Raw genomic sequence first — 12,674 nt, forward strand, 5'->3', positions numbered from 1 at the left:
TTTTTGCGTATTCGGCTTAGGTCAGTCCCTTGAGCCGATACAGGATTTCCAGCGCCTCGCGCGGGCTGAGGGCGTCCGGGTCGACGTCCTGCATGGCCGTTTCCAGCGGCGAGGGGCCGCGTATCGGTTCCGGCTCGGCGACGGCGAACAGGGGCAGGTCGTCCAGGCGGGCGGCGGCGGCCTTTTCGCCTTCCAGCCGGTTCAGCACCGAGCGGGCGCGGGCGACGACGGAGGCGGGGACGCCGGCCAGTTTCGCGACCTGGACGCCGTAGGAACGGTCGGCCGCGCCGGGCGCCGCCTCGTGTAGGAAGACCAGTTCGCCGTTCCATTCCCGCGCGACCATGGACAGGTTGCAGACGTGGTCCAGCCGCGTCTCCAGCTGGGCCAGTTCGTGATAGTGGGTGGCGAACAGGGTGCGGGCGCGGTTGGTCTCGTGCAGCGCCTCGGCCGTGGCCCAGGCGATGGCCAGACCGTCATAGGTGGCGGTCCCGCGCCCGATCTCGTCCAGAACGACGAAGCTCTTCGGCGTGGCCTGGGTCAGGATGGCGGCGGTCTCGACCATCTCCATCATGAAGGTGGAGCGGCCGCGGGCCAGGTCGTCGCCGGCGCCGACGCGGCTGAATAACCGGTCCACCACGCCCAGCCGCATCGAGCGGGCCGGCACGAAGGCGCCGGCCTGGGCCAGGATCACCAGAAGCGCGTTCTGGCGCAGGAAGGTCGACTTACCCGCCATGTTCGGGCCGGTGACGATGGCCAGGCGCGATCCGTCCTGACCCGACCCGTCCAAACGGGCGTTGTTGGGGGTGTAGGGATCGCCGCCCGCCTTGACCGCCGCCTCGACGACGGGGTGGCGGCCGGCCTCGACGCAGAAGATCAGGGTGTCGTCCACCACGGGCCGGATCGCGCCGACTTCCTGGGCCCATTCGGACAGGGCGGCGTGGGCGTCCAGTTCGGCGAGCGCCTCGGCGACGGCCTGCAGCGGCTGAGCCAGGCGGGCGGCCTCGCGTCGCCAGCCCTCGAAGGTCTCGCCTTCGATGGCCAAGGCCCGGTGGCCGGCCTGGCTGATCTTGGCGTCCAGCTCCGACAGTTCGACGGTGGTGAAGCGGACCTGGTTCGCCAGGGTCTGGCGGTGGATGAAGGGGCTGTCGGGCCCGGCGCGGAGCAAGGATTCGGCCGCCTTGGCGCTGGTTTCGAGGAAATAGCCCAGGACGGCGTTGTGCTTGATCTTGAACGGCACGCCGGACTCGGCGACGGCGCGGGCCTCCAGATCGGCGACCACGCGGCGGCTGTCGTCGCGCAGGGTGCGGGCCGCGTCCAGTTCGGGACGATAGTCGGGGCGCACATAGCCGCCATCGCGGGCCAAGTGTGACGGCTCGTCCACCAGACCGTCGATCAGATCAGCCTTCAGTCGCGACACGTCGGGCGACAGGGTCAGCCGGTCGAGCGCCGAGGCGATGCGGCGCGGCTGGCCGGTCAGGGGATCGACCTGACCCACGAACAGACCGGCGACGCCCTCCGCGATCGACAGGCCGATGCGCACGGCCGCCAGATCGCGCGGGCCGCCGCGACCCAGCGCCAATCGTCCGACGGCGCGGGCGATGTCCGACGAGGCCTTCAGCGCGTCACGCAGGTCGCGGCGCAGGTCGCGGCGCTCCAAGAGCCATTCGACGGCGTCGAGCTGCTCGTTGATGGCCAGCGGATCGCGCAGGGGCCGGGCGATGCGCTCGGCCAGGGCCCGGGCGCCGCCCGAGGTGACGGTGCGGTCGATGCAGGCGAGCAAGCTGCCCTCGCGCTCGCCGCGCTGGGTGCGGTCGATCTCAAGGCTGGCGCGGGTCGCCGGGTCGATGGCCAGGAAGCCGCTTTCGCCCAGGCGGCGCGGCGGGGCCAGGGCGGGGACCTTGCCGGCCTGGGTCGTCTCCAGATAGGCGGCGATCAGACCCAGGGCCGAGACCTCGGCCTCCTCGAAGGCGCCGAAACCGTCGAGCGCCGAGACGCCGTACAGCCGTTCGACCCGCGCCCGCGCGGCCTGGGGTTCGGCGATGGCGCTGGCCAGGGCCTGCACCACCCCGCCCGAGCCGTTCAGGGCGTCGCGGGTCGTCTCGTCAGAATACATCCGGTCGGTGACGAGGACTTCGGACGGACGGAAGGCGGCCAGCGCCGCGCCCAGGTCCTCGATGGCGCAGGCGACGCTGTCGACCGCGCCGGACGACAGTTCGACCACGGCGACCGCCGCCCTGCCTTTACGCACCGTGACCGCCGCCAGACGGTTGGCGCCGCGCGCGTCGAGTAGGCTGTCTTCGGTCAGGGTGCCGGGGGTGACGACCCGGACCACGCCGCGATGCACCACGGCCTTGCCGCCGCGCTTCTTGGCTTCGGCGGGGTCTTCCAGCTGTTCGCAGATGGCGACCTTGTGGCCGATGCGGATCAGGCGGGCGAGATAGCCCTCCATCGCATGGACCGGCACGCCGGCCATAGGGATGTCCTCGCCCTGATGCTTGCCGCGCTTGGTCAGGGTGATGCCGAGCGCCGCCGCCGCGACCTCGGCGTCCTTGAAGAACAGCTCGTAGAAGTCGCCCATGCGGAAGAACACGATGGCGTCCGGCTGGCCCGCCTTGGCCGTCAGATATTGAGCCATGAACGGCGTCGCGCCTTCCAGCGAGGCGGCGATTTCCGGGGGATGCCCATTTTCGGGGAATTTGGCAGGCGCGTTCATGTGGCCACAGGGTGACGGATCACGCCCGGCGGCTCAAGGCCGTTGACCGGCTCTTGCACAGGCTTGTCGGCCCTGCGATAGGCCGCGTCAGGCGGTTAAGGGAACACGGTGTGATGCCGTGGCTGTGCCCGCAACTGTAGGCGGCGAGAGCGTCGTCCGTCCGGGGTTTCGATCCCGGCGCCACTGGGCAACTGGGAAGGCGAGGACGGCGGTTTACGACCCGCAAGCCAGGAGACCTGGCCGCCGACGTCGCTCGCTCCTGTCCGGGACCAGACAGCAGCGCGGTTTCTCCGTGGAAGCGACCCGACCTTGCGCCGTCCAGACCCCTAAGCGGTCTGGCGGGTCGGTTCGCTCATGACGGTCTCTCGCGCGCATTCGCGGGACCGAACACGGGGGTATCGCTCAATGAAGCGTTCCATTCTTCTTTCGACGGCCGCGATCGCGGCCGCCTTCGCAGCGCCTGCCTTTGCAGAGGACGCGACCCAGCTGGACGAGGTGATCGTCACCGCCACCCGCATCCCGGCCATCGTCGCCGACACGCCCGGCGCCCGCGTCATCGACGGCAAGACCATCGAGCAGCGCGGCGCGATCTTCGCCGCCGACATCCTGGCCGATGTGCCGGGTCTGTCGGTGACGCGCTCGGGCGCTTTCGGCGGCGTGGCCCAGGTGCGGATGCGCGGCGCGACGCCCGGCAAGACCCTGGTCCTGGTCGACGGCGCGCCGGTCAACGATGCAGCCGAGCCGAACGGGGCCTATGACTTCTCCAGCTTCGAACTGGCCGATATCGCGCGGATCGAAGTGCTGAGCGGCCCCCAGTCGTCGCTATGGGGATCCGACGCCATCGGCGGGGTGATTTCGTTCACTACGCAAGAGATCGACGGTTTGCGCGCCGAGGCCGAGGCCGGCAGCTTCGACACCGTGCGCGGCCGCGTGTCCGCCGGGGTCGCCAACGACACCTACGCCATCAGCGCCTATGCGTCGCGCTTCGACACCGACGGCATTTCGGCGGCGGACGAGGCCAATGGCAACACGGAGGCCGACGGCTTCCGCAGCACGACGCTCGGCGCCAAGGGGCGGTATGTCCTGTCCGATGCGGTCAAGGTCGATGGATCGGTGCGCTGGAACAAATCCAAGGCCGATATCGATGGTTTCCCGGCGCCGAACTATGCGCTGGCCGACACCGCCGACACCCAGGAAAGCGAGCAGTGGTCGGGCTTTGGCCGGGTGACGGCCAAGGCGTTCGGCCTGACGCATCAGTTCAGCGTCTCGGCGTCGGACCTGGATCGCAGCTCGGTCAGCGGCGGTTTCGGCTCGACCTTCACCGGCGACCGTCAGGCCTATCGCTGGCAGGCGAATGGCCAGGCGCAGGACATCGACTATGCGTTCGGCGTGGAGCGGAACGAGGCTTCGGCGGCCCTGTCGTCGGGCCTGTCGCGCGACCTGTCGATCACCTCGGTGTTCGGCGTGGCCCAGTACGATGTCGGCGCGCTGAACCTGACCGGCGGGCTGCGGTATGACGACACCGACGATTTCGGCTCCAAGACGACGGGGCGGGTGTCGGCGGCCTATGATCTGGCCGGGGGCTTCATCCTGTCGGGCGCCTACGGCACGGGCTTCAAGTCGCCGACGGTCAGCCAGGCGGTCTGCGACTTCTGCTTTGCGCCGCGGCCCTATCCCGAGCTGAAGCCGGAAACGGCCGACAGCGTCGAGATCGCCTTGGGCTGGGCCTCGGCCGACGGTCGGTTCGACGGGCGGGCGACCCTTTATCGCCTGAACGTCGAGGACCAGATCACCTATTCGGCCGGTCGCTACATCAATGTCGCCAAGACGCGTTCGGACGGGTTCGAGCTGGAAGGCCGCGCCCTGCTGGGCGGCGGGTTCGACCTGACGCTGGCCTATGCCTGGACCGACGCGACGGATCGCACGACGGGCGCGCGCCTGCTGCGCGTGCCGGAACACGCCGGTTCAGCGACCCTGGGCTGGACGGGCGATCGTCTGTCCGGCGCGCTGACCGTGCGGGCGGAAGGCGATCAGGACGACTCGGGCGGCTTCTCGACGGTGGCGCGCGACGGCTTCATCACCGCCAATCTGAACGCGGCGTATGAACTGACCGACCAGGTCACCCTGACGGCGCGGATCGAGAACCTGGGCGACGAACACTATCAGCAGGTGTTCGGATACGGCGAGCCGGGACGGTCCGGCTATGTCGGCATCAGGCTGCGCTACTGATCCGGGCGCGGGCGTCGGCGGTGAAGGCCGCCGGCGCCGCAAGCGCAAGCGCCGACCAATCCAGGTTGGGGCAGGGGGCGTGGGCGGCGGCGACGATGGCGCGCAGTTCGGCGGCGGAGGCGACGCTGGCCACCACCTTGTCCACGCCCGGCAGCGACAGCGCGTATGCCAGGGCGGCCTGCATGGGGTCGCAGCGCTGTTCGGCCAGGCGCCGGCGGGTGCGCGACAGGGCCTGGGCGTGGCTGGCCATTTCGGGCGGCAGATCATCGCCGCCTGCGAACAGCAGGCCGTCGGCGAAGACGGCCGACAGATGAACGCAGGCCCCCGCGTCCGCGATGGCCTCCAGCGTCCCGTCCTGCGCCGCGCGCTGGTCCAAGAGGCTGCAGGGCACCTGGACCACGTCGGCTTCCAGACGGCGGGCCAGGAGCGCGGGGCCGTCCTCGATCGTGGCGCAGAAACCAATACGGCGGAACAGGCCGCGGTCCTTCAGGCTGCGGGCGCGGTCCCACAGGGCGCGGCCCTCGGCGCCGGCCAGATCGGCGGCGTTGGAAATCAGCAGAACATCGCCGCGCGGCAGGCCCATCCGCTCCAGCGAACGGCGAGCGCGGGCCTCGACCCTGTCCAGACCTTCGCTGAGCGGCACGGTGCGGACCGTGACCTGGAAAGGCGAGGGGAAGGGCCAGGCCTGACCCAGCAGGCGTTCGCCGTCGCCCTCGGGCCGGGTGGCGATCAGCTTGACCCCGGCGTCGGCTCCGGTCTGCAGCAGAAAACGCATGGCGTCTTCGCGAGCGCCGGACGGCGCGCTCATGAAGGCGCCGGGCGCGCGCTCGGGCTCGGTCACCACGGCGAGGGCCAGGCGATGGATGGGCGACGACGCCGAAGGTGTGGCGGGGGAATACGACACGCCCGACACTATGATCGCCAATGCTTAAGGGACGCTGAGCGAGACCTTAAGCGAACCCTACTTATCCACCGCTGATATGCGCACTGAGGCGAAAATCAGGCGTCAGCGTCAGGCTGCAAGTCCGGGTGGGCCGAGGCGAAGGCGGGATGGGCCAAGGCGGTCTGTTCGACCGCCAGCAGACGCGGCCAGGGCGACAGGTCCATGTTGAAGCGCCGCGCCGAATACATCTGTGGAATCAAATAACAATCGACCAGGGTCGGGGCGTCGCCGAAGCTCCATCCGGCGCCGTGGCGGGCGATCAGAGCCTCCAGCGCGTCGAAGCCCGGCGCGATCCATCCTGCGGCCCAGGCGTCCACGGCGGCTTGGTCGGCGTTGAACTCGGACCGGATGACCTTCAACACGCGCAGATTGTTCAGCGGATGAATGTCGCAGCCGATCAGCGCGGCCATGGCGCGCACGGTCGCCCGGTCGTTTGCCCCCTTCGGCAGCAGGGCCGGTTCGGGGCGGGTTTCCTCCAGCCATTCCAGAATGGCCGGGCTCTGGGTCAGTACAAGGTCGCCATCCTGGAGGGCGGGGACCATGCCCTGCGGGTTCAGCGCCACATAGTCGGGCGTCTTCTGTTCGCCCTTGCGCAGGTCGTGCGCGGCGTTGTCGTAGGCCAGCCCCTTTAGGTTCAGGGCGATGCGAACGCGGTAGCTGGCCCCCGAGCGCCAATAGCCGTGCAGGATCATGGCTGCACCTCGAAACTGAGTGTCTCCAGCCCGTCGATGGTCACGACCACACGGTCGCCCGGCTTGACCGGGCCGACGCCGGACGGGGTGCCGGTGAAGATCAGGTCCCCGGGTTGCAGCGACCACAGGCCGGCGGCCGCCGCGACGATCCGGTCGGGGTTCAGGATCATGTCGCTCAGGACGCTGTCCTGTCTGGTTTCGCCATTGACGCTCAGGCGGATGGCACCGTCGGGCGAAGGCAGGTCGCCCAAGGTTATGGGGCCGCAGGGCGCGGACTGATCGAACCCCTTGGCGGCGTCCCAGGGGCGGCCGGCGGTTTTGGCCTCGGCCTGAAGATCACGGCGGGTCAGGTCGCAGCCGACGGCCCAGCCGACGATGGCGACGCCGCCATCCTGACCCGGCCCGATCGCGGCGACCAGTTCGGCCTCGTAGTGCAGGTTTGCGGTGGCCGACGGATAGGATGGGTTTGCGCCGTCCGAAACGATGGCGTCGCCCGGCTTGGTGAAGAAGAAGGGCGTCTGCTTGTCGGGGTCCGAACCCATTTCGCGGGCATGGGCGGCGTAGTTCTGGCCCACGCACAGGATGCGTCGAACGGGGAACCGCTGGTCCGATCCGACGATCGGCAGGGACGGGGCGGGGCGGGGCGCAAACAGCCATTGGGTCATGGCGACCGTTCTAATGCGGCGAAAAGTCCGTGGCGAGAGGCGTACGTCCGACCTGCCTAAAGGAACCTCGTTGCGCATGTGGCGTTGCAGCACGGGGTTCTCTATTCTACCGCCAAGCTTTCAACGGAGCGCGCACCATGGCCACCACCAAGGCTCGAGAAGACATCAAGGCCGACCTGAAGACTCTCAAGGAGGATCTGAAGACCGGCGCCCGCGAAGAGACCCAACGCCTGCGCGAAAAGGCCGCCGAGGCCGAGGCCAAGCTGCGCGCCAAGAGCGACGAAGTCCGCGAGCAGGCCCGCAGCTATTACGACGAGGCCCGCGTAAAGGGTCGCGAATATTACGACGACGCGGCCGAACGCTTCGATGAGGCGCAACGCTATGTCGTCGAGCGCGTGCAGGAGCGCCCGCTGCAATCGACCGCCGTGGCGCTCGGCGTCGGCGTCATCCTCGGCATGCTGCTGGCCGGCCGCCGTCGCTGATGTTCAAGGGCATCGTCAAAAAACTGGTGGCGACGGCTGTCGTCGCCGCCAGCGCGTTCCTGGCCGTCGTCTTCCTGGGCGTGGCCATCTTCTATGCGCTCAGCCTGACGCTGACGCCGCTCGGTGCGGCGGCCGTGACCTTCGGTCTGTTCGCCCTGGTCGCCCTGATCGTGACCTTGGTCTTCCTGAAGGGCGACAAGCATGACGACGCCGAAGAGGACGATGAGCCTGATGGCCTGCTGGGCAAGGTGATCCACATCGTTCGCGAGCGGCCGATCGTCGGCGCCGTGGGCGGTCTGGGCGCGGCCTTCCTGCTGCTGCGCAACCCGGCTCTGGCGGCGATCGTCGCAAGCATGGTCGCGGATCGCAAGATGGATCAGGGCGGCTATTCGCGTCGTCGCCGTCGATAGGCGATGGAACGGCCAGGCGACCCTGGCGTTGATGATGCAGACCGACGAACGGCTCCCGGGTCGCCGACGGCAACATCAACTCAGGAGAGCTAAACCCATGATGCGCTGGGCAATTATCTTCCTCGTCGTGGCCTTGGTCGCGGCCGTGCTGGGCTTCGGCGGCATTGCGAACTTCTCGTTCGAGATCGCAAAGTTCGTCGCCGTCGTGGCCATTATCCTGTTCGTCATCGCCCTGGTGGCCGGCGGACTGCGTGGACGGGGTTCGCCGCGACTGTAGGCTGAAAACACAAAGTCGAACGAGGGGCGGAGCCGGAGGCTTCGCCCCTTTTCCATGCGCAGCGTGGACTCGGAAGAAAGAACTTTACAATACAAAGCAAATGGGCTATCCTGTCTCAACGGTTCGAGGAGGAGAGCATCATGACCCGCGAGACCCAAGCCATTCAGGACGACATCGCCTATATGCGCAGCCTGGCGCACGAGGGGCGGCACGCACCCCTTCTGGCCGGTCCGATCCTTATAGCCGCGGCCGTGGTTTTCGGTGGCGCTAGTCTCGGGCAGTGGGCGATTCAATCGGGTGCCGTTCAAGTGAATCCGTGGGCTCAGTTGTGGTTGTGGATGGGCGCAGGCGTCGTCTTCGCAGTCGCCCTGAGTCTCCTGATCGGGCGTATGAAGGGAAAGCCCGGCATCAACTCAGCGGGAAACAAGGCAGTGGGAGCGGCCTGGTCCGGCGTAGGCTACGGTATCTTCGTAACCTGGCTGGCGCTGGTCGCCCTGTCCCTAAAGACCGGAAACTGGTCGTGGATGGCCGTGATGCCGACGACGGTGCTGGTTGCCTATGGCTCGGCCTGGATGATTGGCGCAGCGATGACCAAAACGCGCTGGATGTCGTTCACGGCCCTTGCGGCCTATGCCGGCGCGGTTGCCGTGGCTTGGTTCATCGACAGCCCCATGATCTATTTGGTCTTCACGATTGTCCTCGTCGCCATCGCGCTGATCCCAGGGATCATCCTGATGCGTCAGGAACCGTCGGAGGTGGTCTAGCATGGCCGACGACTTCGACATCAGCCGGATCGACGACGTCATTCACGGGCGCATCCGGCTGGGGATCATGGCCTTTCTGTCCGGGGCGGGGTCGGCCGACTTCACCACCCTGAAAACCCGGTTGCAGACGACGGACGGCAATCTGTCCGTCCATCTGCGAAAGCTGGAAGAGGCAGGGTTCGTCGCCGTCTCCAAGCGTTTCAACGGTCGCAAGCCGCTGACGGAGGCCAGTCTGACCGATCAGGGACGCGACGCCTTCGTCGCCTATCTGGATGCGATGGCGGGCCTGCTGCCAGAGCGGTGAACATGGGCTAGAAACGCGGTCATGACCGACCGCCATCACGCCTTCGAGGCCATCGACAACTTTCGGGACTATGGCGACTACGCCACGGCGGCCGGGCGGCGCGTGAAGCCCGGCCGTCTGCTGCGTTCGGCCCACCACGCCCGCGCCAGCGAGGCCGATCTGGAGCGGCTGAAGGCGCTGGACATCGGGACCGTGGTCGATCTGCGCCGACCCGGCGAGCGCCGCGACCAGCCGTCGCGTCGGCCTGAAGGCTTCAGCGGGCAGGTCATCGAAGGCGGCGTGGATGACGGCGCCGAGGCGCCGCACATCACCTTTCTGAAGACCGCCGACCTGACGCCGGACTCCGGGCGGCGCTTCATGACCCAGACCTATCGCGCCCTGCCGTTCGACCCGTCGCATCAGGACGTGTTCGGCCGCTATTTTCAGGCCCTGGCGGATCAAGATCGGCCGGTGGTGATCCATTGCGCGGCGGGGAAGGATCGGACGGGTTTTCTCGCCGCCCTGACCCACCATCTGCTGGGCGTGTCGCGCCACGACATGGTCGGGGACTATCTGCTGACCAATACCGCCGTCGATCTGGCGGGTCGGGCGCCCGGCATCGCCAGACAGCTGCACAAGATGACGGGTCGGGTCGCGTCGGACGATGCGATCGTGGCCTTCTTAGGGGTTGAGGCCGCCTATCTGGAAGCCGCCTTCGCCGAGGTCGAGGCGCGGCACGGATCGGTGGACGCCTATCTGAAGGAGGCGCTGGGCGTCGATGCGGCGCGGCGGGACCGGATCGTGGAGCGGCTGACCGCGTGAGCGAGGTTTTCAGCCACACCGTCGCGCGCGACGCGCCATGGGTCGATCCGGTCGCGGTGGCGGCGGGTCTGGGCGGCGGCGACGGCGCCTTGGCCCTGCTGTCGGACGGCGGGCCGGGCGGTCGCTGGAGCCATGTCGCCCAGGCGCCAGACGTTGTGCGGGTCGGCCCGGTGGCTGACGCCGCGCCGTTTCAGGCGCTGCGGGATCCGGTGTTTGCCGCGGGCGTCGTCGGTCTGGCGGCCTATGACGCAGGCGCCCGGCCGGCCACCGGACAGCGCGAGACGGTCTGGCCCGATCTGATGCTGGCGCGCTATCCCGCCATGCTGAGCTTCGATCATCAACGGCGCTCAGTGTGCGCCACAGGGCGAGGCGCGACGGCGGAGAAGGCGACGGCGGCGGCCGAGCGGGCTCTGACCTGGCTGGCGACAGCCGCACCGGTCGTGACCCCCTCCGCGCCGGCCGACCGGTTCGAGGCCGAGGCGCCGGCGAGCGCCTATCGCGATGCGGTCGCGGATGTGGTGGAGCGCATCGCGGCGGGGGAGCTGTTTCAGGCCAATATCGCCCGAGCCTGGTCCGGCGTGCTGAGGCTCGGCCGCGATCCGTTCGAGGTCTTCCTGCGGCTGCAAAAAGAGCGGTCGTCGCCGTTCGGGGCCTATTGGCGGATCGGTGATCGGGCGCTGGTGTCGAACTCGCCCGAACTGTTCCTCGCCTTCGATCCCGCCAGCCGCCGCATCGAGGCCCGCCCGATCAAGGGCACCCGACCGCGTGCAGACGAGCCGCAACAGGATGCGGCTATGGCGGACGAACTGAGCGTCAGCGCCAAGGATCGCGCCGAGAACCTGATGATCGTGGACCTGATGCGTAACGACCTGGCCCGCGTGTCGCAGCCCGGGTCGGTCAAGGTCGAGGCACTTTTCGAAGTCGAACGCCATCCCACGGTGCATCATCTGGTCTCCACCGTCACCTCGACGGCGCGGCCCGGCGTCGGCCCGGCCGAGCTGCTGGAGGCGACCTTTCCGCCGGGATCGATCACCGGCGCGCCGAAGCATCAGGCGATGAAGGTGATCGCGGCGCACGAGGCGCCGCGCGGTCCTTGGTGCGGGTCGCTGTTCCTGATCGGCGATGACGGCGCGATGATGGCTTCCGTCCTTATCCGCACGGCCGGTTTTGAGCTGACACACGACGTCTGGCGTTACCGCACCCTGGCCGGCGCCGGCATCGTCGCGGACAGCGATCCGGCCGCCGAGGAGGCCGAAACGGACGCGAAGATCTCGGCGCTGCGGCAGGCGCTGGTTGGGCCGTCAGCCTAGCAATCGGAACAGACGATCAAATCTGTCGTGCGGGGACGAAGATAAGCCATGCGCTTGAACCGCGTGGCGGCGGGCGCGATCTGATCGAAGGGCGAGTCGAAGTCGTAGTTGGCCTCGGCGATGATGACCGACTCCCCTTCGGCCAACATGTCGTCGGGCACCTTGGCTTCCGCTACCGTGAGCTTGCTTGCGATGCCTTTCCCGATGCTCCAGTCCACCCGATAGGTGGTGGCGTTGACGCGGGTGACGCTGCTGACCCTCTGCGTCAGGGTGGTGGTGGCGAAGGGGGACATGATGACGTCGCCGATCGCGAAAACGTCCTCGATCTGGCTCTTGACGAACTTGTCGTTCTGAGAGGTCAGGTCAGCGACCATGGCCGCGACGTGATCGGTGCGCTTCAAGGCCATATAGGCCTGACAGTATTCGACCATGGCGAAATACATCACGATCAGGACCGGCGCCAGGAAGGCGAATTCGATGGCGGCGACGCCACGCGTATCGCGCGCCAGCCGCTTCCAGACGTGACGTTCGAGGGGCTTAGGACGCATTCCAGGGCTCGTTCTGGAAAGCCGTCGCCGTGGTCAGCAGCACCTTTCCGACGCCGACGCGCGACACGGCCTGGCTGACGAAGGGTGTCGCCAGGGGGTGCACGTACCAGACGCGCACCAGGATGATGTTTCCGGGCTTTCCGCCGTCATAGATGGTCTTGGTGTCGTCGATGGCGCCGTTTGCGACTGGGTCGGTCGTGTCCGGTCGCGAGAAGGCCGGGATCACCCGCACATCGACGGTCGCGCGGCTGGTGCAGTCGTTCTTGAACAGGATCATGCGATTGCACAGTTCCGTCTTGAACGCCGCCTTGTCGAAACGCCTTGCGTCCGCCTGCCCCGTGCGGATGAGGCGGCCGCTTTCCATGGTCGCCGTTTCCAAAACGGAATCCAGGATGAAGACGACCCCCAGCTCCAGGATCGAGAAGATCATCAGGAAGAAGGGAATGGCGACCATGGCGAACTCCACGGCCGCCGCGCCTTCGCGCCGTCGTTTGGAGCGCGCGGTCCGTGACTTCGACGATCTCCAGAAAGCCATC

General features: G+C 68.0%; 14 protein-coding genes and 1 riboswitch. Of the genes, 8 read left to right on the forward strand and 6 right to left on the reverse strand.

The features are described from left to right. Nucleotides 1-16 precede the first annotated feature (16 nt). Complete coding sequence (gene mutS, locus O2K97_RS03460; protein WP_419466103.1) at nucleotides 17-2,635, reverse strand: DNA mismatch repair protein MutS; 2,619 nt, start codon at nucleotides 2,633-2,635, stop codon at nucleotides 17-19. Between the two features lie 128 nt (nucleotides 2,636-2,763). Then, nucleotides 2,764-2,973: riboswitch (cobalamin riboswitch) on the forward strand. Between the two features lie 145 nt (nucleotides 2,974-3,118). Between mutS and O2K97_RS03465 the strand changes: the two genes are divergently transcribed. After that, nucleotides 3,119-4,942 carry a TonB-dependent receptor plug domain-containing protein gene (locus tag O2K97_RS03465; RefSeq protein WP_269220462.1) on the forward strand — a complete coding sequence of 608 codons (1,824 nt, stop codon included), beginning with the start codon at nucleotides 3,119-3,121 and terminating at the stop codon, nucleotides 4,940-4,942. On the opposite strand, the gene O2K97_RS03470 is transcribed toward O2K97_RS03465, so the two are convergent. The 3 genes from O2K97_RS03470 to O2K97_RS03480 form a co-directional block, all read right to left on the reverse strand. Next, entirely contained in the window at nucleotides 4,926-5,846 is a 921-nt protein-coding gene (locus O2K97_RS03470; RefSeq protein WP_269220463.1) for an aldo/keto reductase, read from the reverse strand. The genes O2K97_RS03465 and O2K97_RS03470 overlap by 17 nt on opposite strands. 95 nt (nucleotides 5,847-5,941) lie before the next feature. Further along, nucleotides 5,942-6,577: a maleylacetoacetate isomerase gene (gene maiA, locus O2K97_RS03475; protein WP_269220464.1), complete on the reverse strand. Its 636-nt coding sequence runs from the start codon at nucleotides 6,575-6,577 to the stop codon at nucleotides 5,942-5,944. Further along, nucleotides 6,574-7,242, reverse strand: a complete 669-nt coding sequence (locus O2K97_RS03480) for a fumarylacetoacetate hydrolase family protein (RefSeq protein WP_269220465.1) — start codon at nucleotides 7,240-7,242, stop codon at nucleotides 6,574-6,576. Before O2K97_RS03480 ends, maiA begins: the two co-directional genes overlap by 4 nt. Before the next feature lie 137 nt (nucleotides 7,243-7,379). Between O2K97_RS03480 and O2K97_RS03485 the strand changes: the two genes are divergently transcribed. From O2K97_RS03485 to O2K97_RS03515, 7 genes are all read left to right on the forward strand, one after another. After that, complete coding sequence (locus tag O2K97_RS03485) at nucleotides 7,380-7,724, forward strand: DUF883 family protein (protein WP_112863379.1); 345 nt, start codon at nucleotides 7,380-7,382, stop codon at nucleotides 7,722-7,724. Continuing rightward, nucleotides 7,724-8,134 carry a hypothetical protein gene (locus O2K97_RS03490; RefSeq protein WP_269220466.1) on the forward strand — a complete coding sequence of 137 codons (411 nt, stop codon included), beginning with the start codon at nucleotides 7,724-7,726 and terminating at the stop codon, nucleotides 8,132-8,134. Before O2K97_RS03485 ends, O2K97_RS03490 begins: the two co-directional genes overlap by 1 nt. Before the next feature lie 97 nt (nucleotides 8,135-8,231). Beyond that, nucleotides 8,232-8,411 (forward strand): DUF1328 domain-containing protein, encoded by a 180-nt coding sequence (locus O2K97_RS03495; protein ID WP_017506146.1) that lies wholly within the window; start codon nucleotides 8,232-8,234, stop codon nucleotides 8,409-8,411. Nucleotides 8,412-8,551: 140 nt separating this feature from the next. Then, complete coding sequence (locus tag O2K97_RS03500; protein WP_269220467.1) at nucleotides 8,552-9,175, forward strand: hypothetical protein; 624 nt, start codon at nucleotides 8,552-8,554, stop codon at nucleotides 9,173-9,175. Between the two features lies 1 nt (nucleotide 9,176). After that, on the forward strand, nucleotides 9,177-9,479 hold the full coding sequence (locus O2K97_RS03505) for a winged helix-turn-helix domain-containing protein (RefSeq protein WP_017506148.1): 303 nt from the start codon (nucleotides 9,177-9,179) through the stop codon (nucleotides 9,477-9,479). A 21-nt stretch (nucleotides 9,480-9,500) separates the two neighbouring features. Further along, entirely contained in the window at nucleotides 9,501-10,280 is a 780-nt protein-coding gene (locus O2K97_RS03510; RefSeq protein WP_269220468.1) for a tyrosine-protein phosphatase, read from the forward strand. Continuing rightward, entirely contained in the window at nucleotides 10,277-11,590 is a 1,314-nt protein-coding gene (locus O2K97_RS03515; RefSeq protein WP_269220469.1) for an anthranilate synthase component I family protein, read from the forward strand. The genes O2K97_RS03510 and O2K97_RS03515 overlap by 4 nt, the downstream gene beginning before the upstream one ends. On the opposite strand, the gene O2K97_RS03520 is transcribed toward O2K97_RS03515, so the two are convergent. Both O2K97_RS03520 and O2K97_RS03525 read right to left on the reverse strand, forming a co-directional pair. Then, nucleotides 11,587-12,138, reverse strand: a complete 552-nt coding sequence (locus O2K97_RS03520; protein WP_269220470.1) for a TadE/TadG family type IV pilus assembly protein — start codon at nucleotides 12,136-12,138, stop codon at nucleotides 11,587-11,589. The two genes, O2K97_RS03515 and O2K97_RS03520, sit on opposite strands and share 4 nt — an antisense overlap. Further along, nucleotides 12,128-12,673: a TadE/TadG family type IV pilus assembly protein gene (locus O2K97_RS03525; protein ID WP_017506152.1), complete on the reverse strand. Its 546-nt coding sequence runs from the start codon at nucleotides 12,671-12,673 to the stop codon at nucleotides 12,128-12,130. Before O2K97_RS03525 ends, O2K97_RS03520 begins: the two co-directional genes overlap by 11 nt. Between the last annotated feature and the right edge of the window lies 1 nt (nucleotide 12,674).

The organism is Brevundimonas vesicularis (assembly GCF_027105095.1).
Classification (GTDB): Bacteria; Pseudomonadota; Alphaproteobacteria; order Caulobacterales; family Caulobacteraceae; genus Brevundimonas; species Brevundimonas vesicularis_E.